We start from the raw sequence: 20,510 nt of genomic DNA, 5'->3' as shown, positions 1-20,510 counted from the left end.
TAAATCATGGCAAAGGTTTTAAAAGATAATTGAGGCTGTTTCTCCAAGATTTAGTATTTTTGGCAGTTGTAATAAGCCGTTAAGCTGTCGGAGCCTACATGTTTTAGCATCGTATAAAATGGTAGCTGCGCTACATACAGTAATTGTTGAGGCAAAATTAAATTGCGAAATGATTCATTACCACGAAAGTAAAGCAGTAAAATGATTAGTTTGAATAACTTGCTATGACTACAGAAGATAAAATAAAGTATTTTGAGAATCGAGAAGATTGGAGAAAGTGGTTAATGGACAACTTTGAAATCTCCAGTGAAATATGGTTTGTATTTCCCTATAAATCATCCGGCAAAAAAAGCATTTTATACAATGATGCCGTTGAAGAAGCCCTTTGCTTCGATTGGATTGACAGTACAACCAAACCACTTGACAAAGATCATAAAATTCAGCGTTTCACACCCAGAAAACCTAAAAGCACTTACTCGCAAGCCAACAAAGAAAGGCTTAAATGGCTATTGGAAAATAAAATGATACACCCGAAATTTGAGGAGAAAACGCGAAGTATTTTATCTGAGCCTTTCATTTTTCCCAATGATATAATTGATAAATTGAAAGAAAATGAAATGGTATGGAAAAACTATCAATCATTTTCCGAAGCATATAAGCGGATTCGAATAGCGTACATCGAAGCTGCGAGAAAACGTCCTGAAGAATTTGAGAAGCGGTTAAACAACTTCATCAGCAAAACAAAAGAAAATAAAAGGATAATAGGATTTGGCGGAATTGAAAAATACTATTAATCAAAAGATTAGCATCATAAATAGAAAAACGATTTAAAATGAGGACTGAAATACTTGACTTCACCTTTCTGATGTAGTATCTTTGTAGAAGTTTAAGAACAGAACTCTAATATAAACCTAAAACTTTAGCAAATGGAAAAATCCAAAGAACACCGTAATATTCTTACAGCCAAGCATCATAAAGCGAATAAATCTGACAATATTTTCAACAAAACAGATATCAAATATATAATTACTGATAGCTTACTCCCAAGCTATTCAGGCTGATTATAGCTAATCCGAGTGAATTTCACCCTAAATAGTAACGAATATAAAAGAAGTAAAGGCGGTATTTCCTCACAAGGATTACTGCCTTTTTTGTTGAAATATATCCAAATCTGGTGTAATTACCATTTTTTATGCTGTTAATAAACGCGGAGAATATTCTTAAAAAACGTAGCTATTATTCTTTAAAAACGCTGATTACGGTTATTAATAGGGTACTTGTTATTGACTTGAATTATTACTTATCTATTTATACCTAAAATTCTCTATACTTCTCTTCACAATAAATGAAATCAGTACATTGATTATCTCGTTATAATTCTCAGAGCAAAGATTTTCAAGACATCTAATAGGTGACAATCGCACCAGTATATTGACAAAGGTATTATAAAGTATCCAATTTATAATAGAATACTTTGCTATTATACACAATTTGATTCACTACTTCCATATACTAAAGCAATTATTTTGTCAATGCAAATTAAAAATCTACCAAAAAAATATTTTTCTATTATAAAAAATCATACATTTGTTAGAAATACCTATTAACCTCTATAAATCATGAAAGAAAATAATAAAGAAGTAGATAAAGATATTCATTCTTCTCGATGTTCTGGCTTAGCAGGGCAAAAAGCCTGTAGAAAGTTGGATAACAAAATAGTATATGCTAATTATGTTACTAAATCAGATGGACCATTTTATTGTCCTGTTTGTTTGAGTGATGTAATAATAAGAAAATGTACAGAGAAAGTGGATCATTTTGCGCATAATGCAAGGCAAAGTCCTATTATCGGGAAAAAAGATAGACTTCTGCATGAACAATGTCAAAATGAAATTTTAGAATACCTCCAAAAAAGCTTTCCTTCGGGAAAATGGGAAAAAGAACGTCCAATACCCAAAAATGAAATATATGATTTAAAGGAGGTCATACCTGATATTAGTGGTAGAATTGATGAGCTACCAATAGCAATAGAAGTACAAATAAGCCCATATACGATCAATAGAATACATGAAAAACTAGTAGAATACGAAAAAAGGAAAGTTTTGGTTTTATATATAATACCACTATGTAAGGAACTTGGAGAAGAAGTCTTTCGACCACGCTTATTTGAAAAATATCTCCATAGTTTATACTATGGGAGGGTATATTACTGGATTCCTAATAATGACAATAAAATAGTTTCTGTACACTTTGGACGTTGTACGAGGTGGATAGAAGAATCAACTTGGTTTAGTGAAGACGGGGAAGAATGCAATGCTGGAGGATATTATCTAACTTTTAAAACTCTAAGAAAACCATTTTTTGGAGAACAACTAGATATTGTAAAAGATTTCAAGCAAATGCAAAGAAAAGAGTTTATACCTACTAATGCAAAGAAAAAGATTCCAGCTTGTTCTCTCTTTATAGATAAACAGATGAAATGGTGGGATGAAAAGGAATGTATCATTCAGAAGGAATCAATAATTGAATCTACAAAATTATTTGAAGAATATAACCCTATTGATGAATACGATGAATATTCAGATGAATTTTAGGGGAGTATGAAATACAAAAATTGTCATAATATGATTTCCTTTGATTTTACTCCAAAAGAATTTGAGTAGTAATATATTACTCTACGAAGATCTTAGTATTGAAGCAAATCATTTTGAAACAAATTATAAAAATTTATTCAACTCTTCTACCAGCAAATACACAGTAGTAGAAGATTCTTGTTGTGCCGGATTATTTCCACCAAACTGTTTCATGATAGTTTTAGCGTGCTTAATGGCTTGTTCTTGTTTAGGAAACAAGGCATTGAACATTTTAGAACTTACGCCCGATTTCTTTGTATAAGCAAATCCGAGCAAAGTACTCAACATCTTTTCATATTTGGAACGATGTAAAGCCCCTTGGTACAAATTAAAGTGAAGTAAAAACCAAAACTCAAAAGCCTGGTTGCTATAAGCCACTTCAAAACCATTTTGGCGTGCCAATAGAATGGCAGAATTAAAGTCATTTTCAGGAAAGTCATCTTTGTCAAAGACTACCCAATTCTGATTGTATATCCGCCCCTTTAGCTTGTCTTGCTCTTTTATATTGATAGCTTTCTGTACTAATGATAATGTCCCCATACCTTGACCAACAGCTTTCACATTAGCAGAAGTCAAACGAAAAGCATTAAAATAATCCGGCTCAGTATTAACCCCTTCACAGATAATCAAAAATGTTTGTTTGACCTCACGCACACCACTGATACGGGTTATCTTTCTTTCGATACGCGGATTTATATTTTTCCTTCTTATAGCCGTCATAATTTATTCTTCTTGTGTATTAAACAAACGGGTTAAATCTCCGACAATTGGAATTGCTCCATACTTGCCGGATAGGTAATCTTTTTCAAACGAGGCATCATTGCGTACTTTATATTCTGCCAACGAATAAAGTTCGGTTGCTCCATAACGGTCTTTTTGTGTAAACCAAATCTGATCCCGTCGGAATATATTAGCACTCAGCAAGTTTGTATCGTGAGTAGTGAATATTAATTGAGCATTTTTCGGATTGGTTTCTTTTGAATTAAACAGGGCAATAATTCTACATGTAAGAAGTGGATGCATCTTAGAGTCAAATTCATCTATAATAAGACGCTTTCCATTATCCAAAGCATCAATGATAGGGTACGCCAAAGAGAAATACTTTATCGTGCCTTCCGATTCGTTTTTCCTGAATGGAAAAGTAATAGCTTTCACCTCATGGCCTTCATCATCATATTGCGTATGCGTACTAACAATCGTATTATCTATTTTTTCAATATTTTCAATACCTAAATCAGCATAACGGGAAAACTCTACAATTCTCTGTTTCATCCTGATGTCATCCAGTTGGGTGGTTGCAGTACTCCATATTTTTTCATCATTGGAACCTAAAATAATAGTGGTATCGTTCAACCACTTCATGATCTCTACTGCTATCGGATCATTGAATTGCGCTGCAACAGAAAGCAATAATGCATTTGCTCTCACCATTCGTTTACCTGCCAGTTCTTTACCAACGACAAACTTAGTATGAATGTCGAAGCTATCTTTTTCCCGGTAGAATAACTCCACCTCTTTAGCCCTCTTTTTATTAGCTTTTTGATAGAGCCATTCTGAATGTACCAATGAGTTATCGGCTTCAAACCCATAACGATATTGATTATCTTCATCACAGAATATTGCTTCAAAATAACTCGGTTCACCCGCAGTAAGCGAGTTTAACCGAAAACTTTCTATATTAATACGTTCTCCTGCTTGAATATCCTTCGATGAGTTTATCACATACCACTTAAAGAATTCAAATGCCTTAATGAAATTGGATTTGCCGGATGCATTAGCACCGTAAACAACTGCACTCTTCATCAATGATAATCCGGTAACGCCTACGCTAAAGATTATATCTTCAGCCGGAACCTGTATTTCTTTCAAAGCTGATGCTGCTAATGACAATGTAGATTGTTCTTTGAAAGACAGGAAGTTCCCTATTGTAAATTGAATAATCATATCTTAACCTATTTATTTGAGAAATTATCACAAATATATCCTTTAATTTTCAAAATAAGGATTTTTATTAGATGAATTATATTATTTTATATCTAATAACATGTATTGGAATAAAAGAGAGGATTAGTAATTCACTAAACTTCGTAGCTCCAACGTTACCCCGTGGTAAACGATTCATTATACATATCAAAAAAAATGAAGTGACGGATGAAAGAATGTAGTACAACATTTTGCTTTTTTAAAGAAATAATTTATTTTTGCTTTCAAATAGATTACTACTATGCTTTTATCTAATAAATATATTGTTTGTATCTGGGGGATTTTACTTGTACTATCATGCACAAACACCCACACGGAATCTTCACCAACTCTACTTCCTGAACTGGCGCAAGCAGAAAATTGTATGTATGCATATCCCGACAGCGCACTACATATTCTTGAAAAATGACACCACCCAAGGTTACTGATAAATATCAATATGCAACGTGGTGTCTGCTAGTATCGCAAGCGAAAATAAAGAATTATGTAGAATTGGAATCTGACAGCTTAATATCAATTGGCTATAAGTATTTTCAACAAAAAGAAAATCCACAGAGAAAAGCACTTGCAGGATATTTGGAAGGTATATATTATAATGATGAGAAACACGATGCTGAAACCGCTCTGAAATGTTATTTAGAAGCTGCTACAGAGATAGAAAAGACGGAAGATTATCAATTGGCACATTTAATACATGCCGAAATAGGACATATATATGCATACCGCTCTTTAGTAGATTATGCAACATCTGCTTACCAGAAGGCTTATGATTTTGCAAAACTATCAAATAATAAAAGATACATTGCCTTATCTTTATCATATATCGGTAGAGCTTATTCAATTAAGCCTGATATGGATAAAGCTATTGATTATTACGAAGCTGCCATTAAAATAGCAAAAGAGGCAGACGATAAACAACTCCTAACACCAGGCATTCTCAATGAACTTGCCAGCGTTCACGTACGTATACAAAATAACAAGCAAGCTCTTATATATGCTTTGGAAGCCCTACATACAAATAAAGAAAATGAATCTCTACAAAACTATCTAACAGTGGGAAATATCTATCGTCAGTTAAAAATAAACGATTCTGCTCAATATTATCTTGACAGAGCTGCTACCTCAGATAATATATATACGGCATGTGGTGCATATCAATCACTGTATTATCTCAATCGTACTATACCCCAGAATTACGCCAAAGCTATGACATATTGTGACAAGTTCTACACATACATAGATTCAATTACCAAAATAAAACATGGCAAAGAAATCATAGCAATGAAAGAAAAGTATGATCATGAAAAGCTATTGAACGAAAAAAAAACATTGCAAATAGAAAACGAACAGATTATACGAAACAACTTATATATTCTATTATTTATAGTAATAGTCATAGCATGCCTGATTTTCCTCTATCAGCGTAAGTTGATACAAAAAGAACGTACCATCCAGATGCAGGAAGAACAGCTTCGTATCTACAGCCTGCAAATACATGAAAATGAAATGCAAATGGCGCAGAATAGAGTACATATAATGCAACTCTCTGAACAGTTGGCTGCAAACGAAGGATTGCATGAAACAATGATGGAGCAACAAAACGGATTGAATGAACTCAAAAAAAGGAATGAGAATCTACAAAAAGAAACTATTCTACTACAACAGAACATGGCGGAATATTCACAAAACATGCAAGGAAAACTCAAAACGCAATTAACGTCTTTCGATGCTATAGCAGAAGAAAATTCACGCTTGCGTAACCGTGAAGAATTCTTGTGCAAATTACTAATTCCATATATCAAGCCATTGGATTCTCTCATAAAATCACCCAAACAACTCACAATCGTTCAATGGGCGGAAGTGGAAGAAAATATAAATAAGCTATACAACAACTTCACCCTCCGCCTAAAAGAACAATTCCCATCATTCACCAATAATGACCTGCAAGTATGTTGCCTTATTAAGTTGCGTATTTCTGTATCCAACATGGCAGAGATACTGAATATTTCTCCGGCCTCTGTCTCTAAACGAAAACAACGAATCAAAGAGCAGATCATAAAGGAACTTGGAGACAGCTTCGACAAATCACAACTCATTGATATCTGGATATGGGAGTATTAAATCATAGCATGTCCAGATTCGAATAAAAGTTTTTTCATACTTTTCTATTTATTAGAGAGTTATCAAGATCAATATGTCCATATTGTGTCCATAACAATTCAATAATTAACCGCTAAATTTGTTTTCAGAAAATCAAAAGACAAACAATTATGAGAAACTATGTATGTTATTTATCAATCTGCATGCTCTTTATTATAAGTAGCTTGCCAATACAAGCGGGAATAAAAAACACTCCCACTGAATCAGAAATCTGCTTTGAAGGAGAATGGAATACAAAAACAAGAAGCCTCTCTCCCATCCCCTTCACCGCCTCCATCAGCGGTGACCAGCTAATTTTGGAATGCACCTCCCCTGACTATGACATAAATATCACCATTGTCAACGCCAATGGCCAACCCGTATGGCAGTGTGATATTGCAGCCCCCGAAGCATCTTTTGTTTCCATTCCTCTCGACAGCTTACCTCAAGGTAGTTACACGATTGAAATCAGCAATAATTACGGTGGTTACTTGCAAGGTATATTTCAGCTTTAACTATGGAAAAGGAGAGACAGACTTATGAAGCCTCTCCTTTTTCTTTTCTCCCTCTTCTTATTATAATACTAAAAACACACCATTATGAAAAATGTCGACTTACAGAAAATCATTTATATGAATACGCTGATTGCACATCGACGTACAGGTACGCCGGAAAAATTTGCCCAAAAGCTGAATCTATCCCGATCCGCCCTCTTCGAGTATCTAAACTTTCTGCGCAAAGACTTGATGTTAGAAATACTCTATAGCTGCTATAGCCAGACATACTACTATGGAGAGAAGGATTTCTGCACCCTGATGGGTGGAGAATGTTGCAACAATTGCCAGCGATTTCAGAATCAATAAAACCAGCCTACTATGAAATTCCCTTTCTATAAACAACTGGACAGCATGGATTGCGGGCCCTCGTGCTTGAGAATGATAGCCAGATATCACGGAAAGAAATTCTCCGTGCAACAACTGCGCGAACAATCATTCATACAACGCACCGGAGTGAATATGCAAGGCATCAGTGAAGCAGCCACCAGCATCGGTATGCGTGCCACAGGCATTCGTACCACCATCGACAAGCTGAAACAGCAGTCCAGACTACCGTGCATACTGCACTGGAATCAGATACACTTCGTGGTGCTCTACAATATTGTTCAGAAGAAAGGGAAAACCTACTTTTATATTGCCGATCCGGCTTACGGATTACTGAAATATGAAGAAGAGGAACTGAAGAAATGCTGGATAAGCACCTCGCAAGGAGGCATAGAGAAAGGAATAGCCATGCTGCTTGAGGTAACCCCGCAATTCTATGACACAACTCCCATCAAGTACGAAGGCATATCGCTATGGCATCTGCTGCGATACGTACACCCTTACCGGAAAATGATAGTTCAGTTGATTATAGGCCTGTTGGCAGGCAGTGTATTGCAACTCGCTTTCCCCTTCCTGACGCAAACCATCGTAGACCAGGGTATCGGGCATCGTAACCTGAACTTTATTCAACTGATATTGGTGGCCCAACTGATGCTGGTATTCAGCCGCACACTGATTGAGGTCATACGACGCTGTATCTTGCTGCACATCAGTACGCGCGTCAATGTAGCCTTGATATCGGACTTCCTCGTCAAACTGATGCGCCTACCCATGCGGTTCTTCGACAGCAAGCTGGCCGGCGACCTGATTCGCCGCATCGAAGATCATAAACGTATAGAGATGTTCCTCACCCAGTCCGTACTGAGCATCCTGTTTGCAACTATCACCATCATCATCTTCGGTGGAGTGCTTGCCATGTACAACCTGAAGATTTTCCTGCTCTTTCTCCTTTTCAGTATCCTCTACGTAGGCTGGGTGAAGCTCTTCATGCGCAAACGTGCCGACCTCAACCGGAAGAACTTCGAACAGATGTCCGTCAATCAGGACAACCTGATGCAAATGATATACGGTATGCAGGACATCAAATTGCTGGGATGCGAACAGCAGAAAAGGTGGGAATGGGAAAACATACAGGCTTCCCTGTTTCATATCAACATCAAATCGCTCAATCTGGGGCAATGGCAGCAAGTAGGTGCCGTGCTCATCAATGAGGTGAAAAATATACTTATTACCGTGCTCTCCGCCACCGCCGTACTGAATGGAGACATCACACTGGGTATCATGTTATCCATACAGTACATCATTGGTCAGATGCAAGGCCCGATAGAACAGTTCGTATCCTTCATGCAGCAAGCGCAGGACGCTCAACTCAGTCTGGAACGGCTGGGAGAGATACACAGCAAGCCCAACGAGGAGGAAGACAAGGGACCGGACAGCGACGAACAAATATCCGGCAACCAGTCCATACAACTGCAAGATGTGTTCTTCACGTATGGTTCGGAAAAGTCGAAGAAGATTATCAAAGGGATATCACTGGACATTCCGGCCGGAAAGACTACCGCCATCGTAGGGCTAAGTGGAAGCGGAAAAACAACATTGATAAAACTGATACTGGGTTTCTATCCACCCACGGAAGGAAAGGTGTGCATAGGCGGGCAGTCGCTGCAAGACCTGAGCTTCAAGCAATGGCGCAAGCACTGCGGGGTCGTCATGCAGGAAGGATTTATCTTCAACGACACCATAGCCAACAACATCGCTCCCGAAGATGACACCGTGGACAAAAAGAAACTGCTTTATGCCGTAGATATGGCAAATATACGCAGCTTCATCGAGACCCTGCCCCTGAAGTATAACACCCGGATAGGTAACACCGGGCAAGGTGTGAGCCAGGGACAGAAGCAGCGGATACTGATAGCCAGAGCCATTTACCGCAACCCCGATTACCTCTTCTTTGACGAAGCCACCAATGCACTGGACACGGACAATGAGAAAACAATCCAGCGGAATCTGGACCAGTTTTTCAAAGACCGTACAGTAGTAATCGTAGCCCATCGCCTCAGCACCGTGCGCAATGCCGACCAGATTGTAGTGCTAAAGGATGGCAACATCACCGAACAGGGCAACCACGACTCGCTGATATCCCAACAGGGAGATTACTACCGCTTAGTGAAAAACCAACTGGAACTGAACGCCTAAAAATGGAGGAGCACGCATGGAAGAAATCTACAAACCGGAAGACAAGGAAGCGGACAAAGTGGAACTCTACAATCGCGAAAATAACGACATACTGGGCGATATGCCCAACTGGCTGATACATACGGGAAGTCATATCATCTACGGGCTTATCGGATTATTAATTATCTTCGCCGCCCTGTTCTCCTATCCGGACACCGTGAAGACAGGCGTTACCATCGACGACTTATCAAAAACAGCATGGATAACGGTGGGACAGTCGGGAATCATAGACCGATTTTTCGTGGAAGACCGGCAGCAGGTGAAGCGCAATGATACGTTGGGTATTCTGCGTAATGCAGCCTCTATGGAGGATGTAAAGAAATTCAGCCGTGTGCTGGGAGACGTGGAGGCATATTACCGCACAAACGAGATAAAGTACCTGAACCGTTTTCCGTTCGACCTCATCATGGGTGAAATGACCGGAGCTTACGGACAATTCACAGATGCCGTGCGTACGTGCATGATTTATGATGAATTCGACATCTTCCGGCAGAAAGAAAGATTCCTGAAAGAGGAACTGGCCATACTGGAGAAACAGCCCGAAAAGAATGAAATGAATATTCTGAGTGTCAGGCGCCAACTCTTCGACCTGAGAATGGAACATAAAAAAGAATTGGCACTAAACCGGAGAACACTGGAACTGGCATACGAGAACATGATTAACAGCCTGAAGATGTGGGAAGCCAGATACCTGATTAAAAGCAGCAGCAACGGAACCGTGATTCTGGGGAAAAGCTGGGGAATAAGCAATGTGATAAATGAAGGTGACACCGTATGCTCCGTAGTATCGGAACAGAAAGGGCAGCCTACAGGGCGCATCAAGCTCTCGCAGGAAGAGGTTGCGGAAATACGGACCGGAGATAAAGTGAACATCGCTTTGAAGAAGTATCCGGTGCATACTTACGGATATCTCACCGGCGAAGTGGCTTCTATCGCCTACGTTCCTTACAGCAAAAACTACGCAGTGGAAATCAATTTCCCCTATGGACTGAATACCACAACCAAAGATGAAATAGAGTATGAGATAGGTCTATCCGGAAAAGCCGAAATCATCACATCGGACCGGAGCATACTGAGCCGCATATTCACCCCGCTTTATCAATTAACCTCTAAATAATCAACATCATGAAAACTAAAAATTCCGCTAAGGGTGACAACCAACGTCAGGGAACACCTCAAGATGAGAACTATTCTCAAGAAGAATTGCTGAATATGGACGAATTGTTCGACCTGCAAGGTGGCATAGACGACAAGCAGCTGGAAAGTTGCGGACTGGGATGCTTCTCAGGTGCTACTTTCAATGAAAGCACCGGCGACAAATCCATCAGGAATGAGTGATGTCTATGTGCTCAATCCTGATTACGGGCTGAGAGATGATATACATCGTTTCATTCTATTTTCCAAAGCAAACCGAAAGGGAAACGCCTCACCGAACTGGATGTCGTTCATACATCCCGCCCATGCGGGCATGCTCAGCTTCTTCACGCACGAACGAAGCCTGAATGAGAACTGGCCATTACTGGCTCTCTTCTTTCACTGTGACGCATCGAAAGTGGAAAGGCTGATACGCCCTTTCATGGAGAATCGGGAAGCATTCTTCACGACATGGCACGGAAAGAGAATATGTTTCCCCAGACAATTGATTATACCTGTGGAAAGGGCAGGAACGGAATACCGTTTTCAGAAATTACCGCCCTGCACTCCTACAGGAATGACCGTCGACACGTGTACCAGACGGTTATATTCCGGTCCGTTGCTATTGACGCTGATGCTGACCAACCGCTGTATGGCGCACTGCCGGTATTGCTATGCCGATACCCGCACGCAAGTGCAAAACTGGTTGCCCACCTCCCGCATTTTAGAATTGATACGGGAAGCGGCAGAACTGCCTGTGCAACAAATCAACCTGATAGGCGGGGAAATCTTCCTGCATAAGGATTGGGATATCATTCTGGCGGAACTGGTAAGGCACGGTATAGAACCGGAATTTATTTCTACCAAAATACCATTTACCGAAGAATGTCTGCGAAAACTAAAACAAACCCATTATAAGAATCTGATACAAGTATCACTGGATGCCATCGACACAACGGTATTGGTACAGTCTTTATCCGTCGACAGTTCCTATGCCTCGGAAATGATGCGTGGACTCCGGATGCTGGATCAAAGCGGGTTGCCTTATCAGGTGTCTTCTGTCCTCACCACCTACAATTGTGACCCTCGAACCCTGACCGATCTGTTCCGCTTTCTATCCACATTGAAAAACCTGCATGACTGGCGCCTTACGCCTGTCAGCAATTCCACAACAACAAAGTATCCGGGTTTTGCGGATTTAAAACCTTCCCATCAGAAGATCAGTGATATTTTCAGATTTCTGCAGGAAGCGGTCGTACCCAATGCGCATTTCCGGATTATCCTGAACCAAAGTGCCATAGAAAAGCAATATTATACAGATGAGGGAGGAAGTATGCACTTCAACGGCGCCGTCTGTTCCGCACTGAGCAGCCATTTATTTATTCTTCCGGATGGAAAGGTTACTATCTGCGAACAACTTTACTGGAATCCCCGGTTCATCATCGGGGATGCTAAGAAATCCGGCTTAAAAGAGATCTGGCAGTCTCCGGAAGCATTGCATCTCTGCAACCTTTCACGCAAAGACCTCAGCAGACAAAGCAAATGCAAAGCCTGCACCTATTTTGAAGAATGCTTCGAATACGGAAACCGGTGTTGGAGCGATATCATTAAAGCATACGGCAAAGAGTGTTGGGACTATCCGGACCCGAGATGCTTCCTTGCTCCGGAAATGAAAAACCGGCTTGACTACTGAGCACGAAAAAAGGCTGCCCTTTTTCAAGAGCAGCCTTCTATATCAGTCTAAAATCCCGTGGATTATTCAGCCAATTTACCGTCTGAACCAAGCACGTTGATGATCTTATGCATGTACATCTTTTCCATGTTGTCACGAGCCGGGCCAAGATACTTACGCGGGTCAAACTCAGCCGGTTTTTCTGCGAATACCTTACGGATAGCAGCAGTCATAGCCAGACGAGAGTCTGAGTCGATGTTGATCTTGCAAACTGCAGACTTAGCAGCCTTACGCAGTTCTTCTTCAGGAATACCGATAGCAGCTTCCAGCTTGCCACCAAACTTGTTGATAGTTTCAACTTCTTCCTGAGGAACTGAAGAAGATCCGTGCAGTACGATGGGGAATCCCGGAAGTTTCTCCATTACAGCGTCCAATACTTCGAATGCCAAAGGAGGAGGTACCAAACGACCAGTCTTCGGATCTACGTGGCATTGTTCGGGTTTGAACTTGTATGCACCGTGAGAAGTACCGATAGAAATAGCCAAAGAGTCACAACCTGTGCGAGTAGCAAAGTCGATTACTTCTTCAGGGTCAGTATAAGTATGATGTTCAGCAGAAACTTCGTCTTCTACACCAGCCAATACACCAAGTTCGCCTTCTACAGTTACATCAAATTGATGAGCGTAGTCAACTACCTTCTTCGTCAAAGCAACGTTTTCTTCGTAAGGCAGGTGAGAACCGTCGATCATAACTGAAGAGAAGCCCATATCGATACAAGACTTGCAAGTTTCGAATGTATCTCCGTGGTCGAGGTGAAGAACGATTTCAGGGTGTTTGCAACCCAGTTCCTTTGCATATTCTACAGCACCTTCTGCCATGTAACGCAACAATGTCTGGTTAGCATATTGACGGGCACCTTTAGATACTTGGAGGATTACCGGAGATTTGGTTTCAACAGCAGCCTTTACAATAGCCTGCAACTGTTCCATATTATTAAAGTTGAAAGCTGGGATAGCATATCCACCTTTAATAGCTTTCGCAAACATTTCTCTTGTGTTTACGAGCCCTAAATCTTTGTAATTAATCATTTTGTTTAAAGTTTATTGTTAGTGAATAAAAATTCTACGCAAAAGTAAGCATTATCCTTCAAATGGAAGAACAGGTTGGGAATAAATTATCGCATTATCCCCATTGAAACAATTCTATTTTAAAGCTATTGGATGATTTTAACAGAATATTGTAATCTCTATGTTACAAACTCTTTTCATCTGTAGCCTTTATCCGCCTCTTCTGCATACCTTTATATAGATAACAAAAAAACCGGAAAGCAAGTTTAGCTTCCCGGTCTTCGTTTACACATTATTATATATTACTTTTTCAAATAAATGATAGTGGGCAAATGGTCGCTGTAGCCATTCAACCAAACACGTCCGCCATGCGTGCGCAAGGGAGAACCTTTATACTTGCCATCCTGCTGAAAAAGGTATTCACGGATAAAGACTTCATTATGATCGTACTTCAAACCTTTCTTGGCTTTCAGCAAAGGACGGGAGACTACAATCTGGTCGAACAAGTTCCACTTGCCACGATAGAGCAATGTTCCCACACCTTTATCTTCAAGGGTTTCCCACCAGGGATTATAGAATTCGCCCTTCTTCACCTGTTTTGCATACTTGCGTGCGCCCAGTGTAGCCATGCTTTCGTCCATGGGATCGTCGTTCATATCTCCCATGACTATCAGTTTCAGTTTCTTGTCCGTACGCATCAGGGAGTCTGTCAATGCCCGCACCTGCTTGGCTGCATGTACACGTACCGGAGACTTAGCTCCACGGGAAGGCCAGTGATTGACGATGAAACAAACGCGTTCGCCCGCCATCTGCCCGTCTACAATAAGGAAACCACGCGTCAGGTGCACAGTGTCCCCCTCAAAAGGAGTGGAAAGCACCAGTTTGGAATTGGTAACAGTGAACTGTTCCGGATCATAAAGCAAAGCGCAATCAATGCCCCGTTTATCCGGACCTTCGTAATGCACGAATTTATAGTTGGATATAGCCGGTTGGCTTACCAAATCTGTCAGTACCCGGTTGTTTTCAGCTTCGGCTACACCGATAACGGCGGGTCCTTCAGGTACGCGGTCGCGCGATACTTCACTCAGGACTTTGGCAAGGTTCTTCAACTTGGCCTCATACTTCTCAGCCGTCCATGCATAACTGCCGGAAGGCAAAAATTCAAGGTCGTTCTTACCTGCATCATGAATCGTATCAAACAGGTTCTCAAGATTATAAAACGCAACACTATACAGATCCCGCTCGTTCTGCTGGGCACCTGCCGTAGTGACGCAGAGCCATAGGGAAATTAAGAAAAGTAGCTTCTTCATGCTGAATATAAATTAAAATACTATGCAAAAATCTGAAATAAAAAGCGATAAACCTATTTTTTGAGGGAACTTTTTTCTAAATCGGAGAAATACACTGCCTTTAAACAAAGGTAGACTGTACCTTAAGCAAAAATAAATCTGAATTTATTTTGTATTATCTGCGACTTGCACTATCTTTGCGCTCTGAAAAATAAGACCATTACACTATTTATTACCAAAATAGTAACCGAATATAATAATTAAAAAAACAAATATTGAAATGAAAAAAGGTATTCATCCTGAAAATTACCGTCCGGTAGTATTCAAAGATATGTCTAATGGTGACATGTTCTTGTCTCGTTCAACCGTAAATACGAAAGAAACCATCGAGTTTGAAGGTGAAACTTATCCGTTGGTAAAGATGGAAATCTCTAACACTTCTCACCCGTTCTATACTGGTAAATCTACATTGGTGGATACAGCTGGTCGCGTTGATAAGTTCATGAGCCGCTACGGTGACCGTAAGAAGAAATAAAATTGACTTCTTTTGAAGTTAAAAAAGGGAAGACTTTCACGAAGTCTTCCCTTTTTTATTATAGGAAATTCCCTATCACTTTGTAGGGAAAAGAACGGGAAAGAGAGAAAACTCTTTCCTATTTTTGTATCAGCAATTTTGATTGCAAGTCAATTGTACAAACCATAAACGAATCCATATGAAACGTCTTATCACTTTCGTTATCCTCGCCGTCCTCCTCTCCACGGCAGGATTTGCTGCCAGACAGAAAGACTTGAGCGGCCCGATTGCCATAAAAGGCGAACTACAACAACAGTATGAGAATTTTCCTGCCGGCACTCCCGTAGTGATCCGCAAGGTAGTGAAAATGAAATCGGCAGACCAAGCAGGTCCCGACATTTTCTATGCAACCGAAATCAATGGTATACAATTCGCAGTACCTGCTTCTGCTCTGAAGACCATTAAACTCTCACCTCCCGAAACCAATCAGGAGTTTTGGCAGCAAACTTATCTGAAACAACATCTGTATGAGTATTTCGGCGAACGCGGATATAACTCTAAGTTGCGCAAGGAAGTGGACGAAGAATGTCGGGACTACCTGTACAAGCTGGAAGAGATCGGCTATGAGGATGATTTCATCACTTCGTATGTACAGAATATCTTTGCTAAACTGACTGCCACCGGCATAGATCCCAACCGTAGCGAACGGTTGAATGTACGCGTCATCCAGTCGCCCGAACCGGATGCTTACATGCTGCCCAACGGCACAATGCTGATTAGTACCGGTCTGCTCTGCACACTTGATTCGGAGGATGAACTTGCCGCCATTATTGCCAATGAGATGTCTCATTTTGTACTGGACCATCAGGTTAATAACATCTACCGTGCTGAACGCCGTGCCAAGCGGGCAGCTTTTTGGGGAACGGTTCTTGCCGTCACTGCCGAAGTAGCTCTGGAAGTGGCATACTGGGATGACGACGATACGGCTTTAGGTGTAGGCGCTGTTGCCAGCATCGGAAGCGTTGCCGCCCTGCTGAATGTAAATGTAGTAAATCGCCTGGGAATGAATTACAAGAATAACCAGGAATACGCAGCTGACCGGGTTGCACGTGAGTTATTGGAATTCAAGGGGATGAATCCCGATGGATTGGCGTCTGCACTTTCCAAAGTCATCGGATACTATAATATACAGCAACGCGGTCATAAGCTGCTTCGTTACGGCAGCATCGACAACCTGAAAAAGCGAATAGACAAAGCCGGTGAGGCAGAAAACCAAATCAGTCATCCTTATCTCAAAGCGACATCGGATGTAGTGACTTTCAACGCAGCCATGAATATGGCAGACCAACGGTATGAAGAAGCCGAAAGATTAATACAGAAGAATATCAATAACAATCTGGCTACCGACCATGATTACGTTATCTTAGCAAAATCACGGATGGCGCTTTACAACACAGAAGAGGTAAACGAAGAATGTGCCACTCTGCTTTGGAAAGCCAAAGAACTAGCAGGAGACAGTCCGAATCTTGACATATATAAACAGGAAATTCTATTGCTAATGCGCATGAATAAACAGGCTAAAGCCGCCGGCACATTGAAGGAATATCTGGGATTACTTTCCCGGTATCAGGAACAAGGAGTGCAAGGAGAAGAGGAAGAATGGACAAGCAAAGAAATAGCCTGGGCCAATCAATTATTAGATAAGATCAACAGATTATAAAGTTTTTTTCACCACAGATTACACGGATTTACACAGATATTTATATTGATAATTTAATCTGTGTAAATCCGTGTAATCTGTGGTGAAAAAGACTCCTCTTATTTACGGAATGGCGGACGAACCACTACCGCTTTCAGTTTGCGTCCACGCATATCAATGCAAATCTCCGTACCTATCTTGCTATATTCCGGTTTTACATAGCCCATACCGATACCAATCTTGCGAGTAGGCGACATAGTACCTGAGGTTACTACTCCGATAGCTTCGCCTTCTGTATTGAACAGTTCATATCCATGACGGGGAATTCCACGGTCCACCATTTCAAAACCGACCAATTTACGGACAGTACCTTCCGTTTTTTGCTTTTCAAGCATCGGACGATTGATAAAGTTCTTACCTTCAGCAAACTTGGTAATCCACCCCAAACCGGCTTCAATAGGTGATGTCGTATCATCCAGATCATTGCCATACAGGCAGAAGCCCATTTCCAGACGAAGCGTATCGCGTGCACCCAAGCCAATCGGCTTGATGCCAAATTCTTCACCTGCCTCAAACACGGCATTCCAAATCTTCATGGCAGCTTCGGGATAGAAGTAAAGCTCAAAACCTCCTGCACCGGTATAGCCGGTATTGGAAATAATCACATCTTTCTCACCGGCAAACTCACCATGCGTAAAGGTGTAATACGGCAGTTCCGACAAGTTTATACTCGTCAGTTTCTGCAAAGCAAGAATGGCTTTCGGTCCCTGTACGGCAAGTTGAGCCATGTGGTCGGAAGCATTTTCCAATTCAGCACCTTCGGTATTGTGCGAAACGCACCAGTTCCAGTCTTTTTCTATATTCGAAGCATTCACTACCAGCAGGTATTTCTCCGGTTCATAATGATAAACCAGCAAGTCATCTACGATACCGCCTTCTTCGTTGGGGAAACAGGTATATTGCACCTTGCCCGGAGTCAGGGCAGCCACATTATTGGAAGTCACTTTCTGAAGAAAAGCCAATGCATTGGGTCCTTTCACCCAGAATTCTCCCATGTGGGAAACGTCGAATACACCCACAGCATTACAAACTGTGAGGTGTTCATCAATGATACCGGAATATTCTATCGGCATATTATATCCCGCAAACTCATGCATCTTAGCACCCAACGAGATATGTTTTTCTGTAAACGGAGTGGTTTTCATGTCTTAAGGTATTAAATTATTTTATAGCAACAAGTTCGGCAATCTTCACGATGACCTTCATCGCTTTCTCCATATTCTGGATAGGAGCGAATTCATATCGTCCATGGAAGTTCAGACCACCTGCAAAGATATTGGGGCAAGGCAAACCTTTGAAAGAAAGCTGTGCGCCATCCGTACCACCACGGATAGGTTTCACATTCGGTTTCACACCTACAGCCTCCATTGCGGCAAAAGCCGTATCAATGATATGCATTACCGGTTCAATCTTCTCACGCATATTATAGTATTGGTCACGGAGTTCAAGTGTTGCCGTACCTTCACCATATTCAGCATTGATTTCACTGACAAAGCGTTCTATTTTCTTCTTGCGGCTCTCGAAACGTGCACGGTCATGATCACGGATAATATAGGCCACTGTAGTCTGCTCTACATCGCCGTTGAAACTGATGAGATGGTAGAATCCTTCGTAACCTTCAGTATGTTCGGGTGTTTCATGAGCAGGTAACATCGCACAGAAACGGTTGGCCACACGAATTGAATTAATCATCTTATTCTTGGCATAACCCGGATGTACATTGCGACCTTTGAAAGTGATTTTGGCAGATGCCGCATTGAAGTTTTCAAACTCCAACTCTCCTATTTCACCGCCATCCATTGTGTAGGCCCAGTCGCAACCGAACTTCTCCACATCGAATTTATGTGCGCCCAATCCTATTTCCTCATCCGGATTGAAACCAATACGAATCTTGCCATGCTTGATTTCAGGATGCTCTTTCAGGTACACTATCGCAGAAACGATTTCGGCAATACCTGCTTTATCATCTGCTCCCAATAATGTCTTACCATTGGTAACGATCAGGTCTTCCCCTTTATGATCCAGCAGTTCGGGGAACTGAGACGGAGAAAGAACTACATTCTCTTCTGCACAAAGCACGATGTCCGAACCGTCATAGTTTTGAACAATACGGGGAGACACATCTTTGCCACTCATATCGGGACTGGTGTCCATGTGGGCGATAAAACCAATAGTAGGTACCGGCTTATCGATATTTGCCGGAAGTGTGGCAAACAAATAGCCATGCTCATCCAGCGTTATGTCTTCCAAACCTAAAGACTCTAATTCTTCTTTCAGATATTTGGCAAATACCATTTGCCCCGGAGTACTTGGAGTCACCTCTGTCTCTTCACTGGACTGGGTGTCGAAGCTTACATACTTCAAAAAACGTTCTACTAAAGCCATAATATTTACGATTTAATAATTTTCAATTTACGATTAAGAATATGAACTACCAATTGTCTATCAACAGTAGTCAATAGTTCTGCCGTAAAGGTAGAAAAAGGGGCGTGAACTGCCAAGCAATTCACGCCCCTTTTTACAAAATGTTAGTATTTAGAGTTACTTAAAAGCAACTACTTCCATCAAAACAATGTGTACAAACCTTACATTTCGGCAATCCGATGGACTCGATGAGAGTTTCCAGGGTATTAAACTTCAAAGTTGTAAGGCCAAAGCGTTCGGCAATAATGCTGACCATCTTCTCATATTCCGGAGAACCGGTAGTGGCATATTTCTCCAGATTCTTGTCTGCATCTCCCTCCAGTTCTTCTATAATGCGGCGTGTAATCAGTTCCAACGGGCTCTTGGATGCCGTGAAACCTACAAACGGACAAGCATAAATCAACGGGGGACAAGCAATGCGGATATGTACTTCTTTGGCACCATATTCATACAATACCTTCACATTATCCCGAAGTTGCGTTCCCCTTACTATGGAGTCATCACAGAACAATAAGCGCTTACCCTCCAGCATGGCACGGTTCGGTATCAGTTTCATCTTTGCCACCAATGAGCGCATCTCCTGCTTACTGGGAGTGAAGCTGCGCGGCCATGTCGGTGTATATTTAGAAATAGCACGGTGATAAGGAACTCCTTTTCCTTCGGCATATCCTAAAGCCATGCCCACACCGGAATCAGGAATACCGCAAGCACAATCGACTTCAGAATCATCGTTCTGCCCCATCTTCAAGCCACTGGTAAAACGCACTTCCTCTACATTGC

At 41.1% G+C, this 20,510-nt stretch carries 18 protein-coding genes; 11 read left to right on the top strand and 7 right to left on the bottom strand.

Annotation, left to right across the window (positions count from 1 at the left end; genetic code table 11):
* The first annotated feature begins 224 nt into the window (after positions 1–224).
* Together BACCELL_RS15695 and BACCELL_RS15690 are read left to right on the top strand one after the other, a co-directional pair.
* Positions 225–794, top strand: coding sequence for a YdeI/OmpD-associated family protein (locus BACCELL_RS15695; protein WP_007212876.1), 570 nt, complete (start codon positions 225–227; stop codon positions 792–794).
* Positions 795–1,619: 825 nt separating this feature from the next.
* Complete coding sequence (locus BACCELL_RS15690; RefSeq protein WP_007212874.1) at positions 1,620–2,594, top strand: competence protein CoiA family protein; 975 nt, start codon at positions 1,620–1,622, stop codon at positions 2,592–2,594.
* A gap of 123 nt (positions 2,595–2,717) precedes the next feature.
* Here the strand turns inward: BACCELL_RS15690 and BACCELL_RS15685 are convergent, their stop codons facing one another.
* Together BACCELL_RS15685 and BACCELL_RS15680 are read right to left on the bottom strand one after the other, a co-directional pair.
* Positions 2,718–3,353 carry an RloB family protein gene (locus BACCELL_RS15685; RefSeq protein WP_007212873.1) on the bottom strand — a complete coding sequence of 212 codons (636 nt, stop codon included), beginning with the start codon at positions 3,351–3,353 and terminating at the stop codon, positions 2,718–2,720.
* A gap of 3 nt (positions 3,354–3,356) precedes the next feature.
* Positions 3,357–4,577 carry an AAA family ATPase gene (locus BACCELL_RS15680; protein ID WP_007212872.1) on the bottom strand — a complete coding sequence of 407 codons (1,221 nt, stop codon included), beginning with the start codon at positions 4,575–4,577 and terminating at the stop codon, positions 3,357–3,359.
* A gap of 444 nt (positions 4,578–5,021) precedes the next feature.
* Between BACCELL_RS15680 and BACCELL_RS15675 the strand changes: the two genes are divergently transcribed.
* From BACCELL_RS15675 to BACCELL_RS15645, 7 genes are all read left to right on the top strand, one after another.
* The gene (locus BACCELL_RS15675) at positions 5,022–6,737 is read left to right on the top strand and encodes a TTC39/IML2 family protein (RefSeq protein ID WP_007212870.1); all 1,716 of its coding nucleotides are present in this window, start codon (positions 5,022–5,024) and stop codon (positions 6,735–6,737) included.
* 149 nt (positions 6,738–6,886) lie between these two features.
* On the top strand, positions 6,887–7,270 hold the full coding sequence (locus BACCELL_RS15670; protein WP_157133916.1) for a DUF3244 domain-containing protein: 384 nt from the start codon (positions 6,887–6,889) through the stop codon (positions 7,268–7,270).
* An 84-nt stretch (positions 7,271–7,354) separates the two neighbouring features.
* Positions 7,355–7,618, top strand: a complete 264-nt coding sequence (locus BACCELL_RS15665) for a hypothetical protein (protein WP_007212868.1) — start codon at positions 7,355–7,357, stop codon at positions 7,616–7,618.
* Between the two features lie 12 nt (positions 7,619–7,630).
* Positions 7,631–9,832, top strand: coding sequence for a peptidase domain-containing ABC transporter (locus BACCELL_RS15660; protein WP_007212867.1), 2,202 nt, complete (start codon positions 7,631–7,633; stop codon positions 9,830–9,832).
* Positions 9,833–9,848: 16 nt separating this feature from the next.
* Positions 9,849–10,988 (top strand): putative HlyD family type I secretion protein, encoded by a 1,140-nt coding sequence (locus tag BACCELL_RS15655; RefSeq protein ID WP_007212866.1) that lies wholly within the window; start codon positions 9,849–9,851, stop codon positions 10,986–10,988.
* 8 nt (positions 10,989–10,996) lie between these two features.
* Entirely contained in the window at positions 10,997–11,209 is a 213-nt protein-coding gene (locus tag BACCELL_RS15650) for a hypothetical protein (RefSeq protein ID WP_007212865.1), read from the top strand.
* Complete coding sequence (locus BACCELL_RS15645) at positions 11,202–12,698, top strand: radical SAM/SPASM domain-containing protein (RefSeq protein ID WP_007212864.1); 1,497 nt, start codon at positions 11,202–11,204, stop codon at positions 12,696–12,698. The genes BACCELL_RS15650 and BACCELL_RS15645 overlap by 8 nt, the downstream gene beginning before the upstream one ends.
* 62 nt (positions 12,699–12,760) lie before the next feature.
* On the opposite strand, the gene BACCELL_RS15640 is transcribed toward BACCELL_RS15645, so the two are convergent.
* Positions 12,761–13,765, bottom strand: coding sequence for a class II fructose-bisphosphate aldolase (locus BACCELL_RS15640; RefSeq protein ID WP_007212863.1), 1,005 nt, complete (start codon positions 13,763–13,765; stop codon positions 12,761–12,763).
* Positions 13,766–14,046: 281 nt separating this feature from the next.
* Complete coding sequence (locus BACCELL_RS15635; RefSeq protein WP_007212862.1) at positions 14,047–15,054, bottom strand: endonuclease/exonuclease/phosphatase family protein; 1,008 nt, start codon at positions 15,052–15,054, stop codon at positions 14,047–14,049.
* A gap of 259 nt (positions 15,055–15,313) precedes the next feature.
* On the opposite strand from BACCELL_RS15635, the gene BACCELL_RS15630 reads away from it, so the two are divergent.
* On the top strand, positions 15,314–15,568 hold the full coding sequence (locus BACCELL_RS15630) for a type B 50S ribosomal protein L31 (RefSeq protein WP_007212861.1): 255 nt from the start codon (positions 15,314–15,316) through the stop codon (positions 15,566–15,568).
* 178 nt (positions 15,569–15,746) lie between these two features.
* Positions 15,747–17,267: a M48 family metallopeptidase gene (locus BACCELL_RS15625; RefSeq protein WP_007212860.1), complete on the top strand. Its 1,521-nt coding sequence runs from the start codon at positions 15,747–15,749 to the stop codon at positions 17,265–17,267.
* Positions 17,268–17,365: 98 nt separating this feature from the next.
* Here BACCELL_RS15625 and gcvT read toward each other — a convergent pair whose 3' ends face one another.
* The 3 genes from gcvT to BACCELL_RS26080 all read right to left on the bottom strand — a co-directional run.
* Entirely contained in the window at positions 17,366–18,451 is a 1,086-nt protein-coding gene (gene gcvT / locus BACCELL_RS15620; protein WP_007212859.1) for a glycine cleavage system aminomethyltransferase GcvT, read from the bottom strand.
* A gap of 16 nt (positions 18,452–18,467) precedes the next feature.
* Complete coding sequence (gene pepT, locus BACCELL_RS15615) at positions 18,468–19,691, bottom strand: peptidase T (RefSeq protein ID WP_007212858.1); 1,224 nt, start codon at positions 19,689–19,691, stop codon at positions 18,468–18,470.
* A gap of 160 nt (positions 19,692–19,851) precedes the next feature.
* Positions 19,852–20,510: amidophosphoribosyltransferase (locus BACCELL_RS26080; RefSeq protein ID WP_007212857.1), on the bottom strand; the 659-nt coding region annotated here is incomplete at its 5' end.

The sequence above is a fragment of the Bacteroides cellulosilyticus DSM 14838 genome, from assembly GCF_000158035.1.
In the GTDB taxonomy this organism is placed as follows: Bacteria; Bacteroidota; Bacteroidia; order Bacteroidales; family Bacteroidaceae; genus Bacteroides; species Bacteroides cellulosilyticus.
Note: the sequence above shows the minus strand (reverse complement) of the source record. Positions and strands in the feature narration are given on the sequence as shown.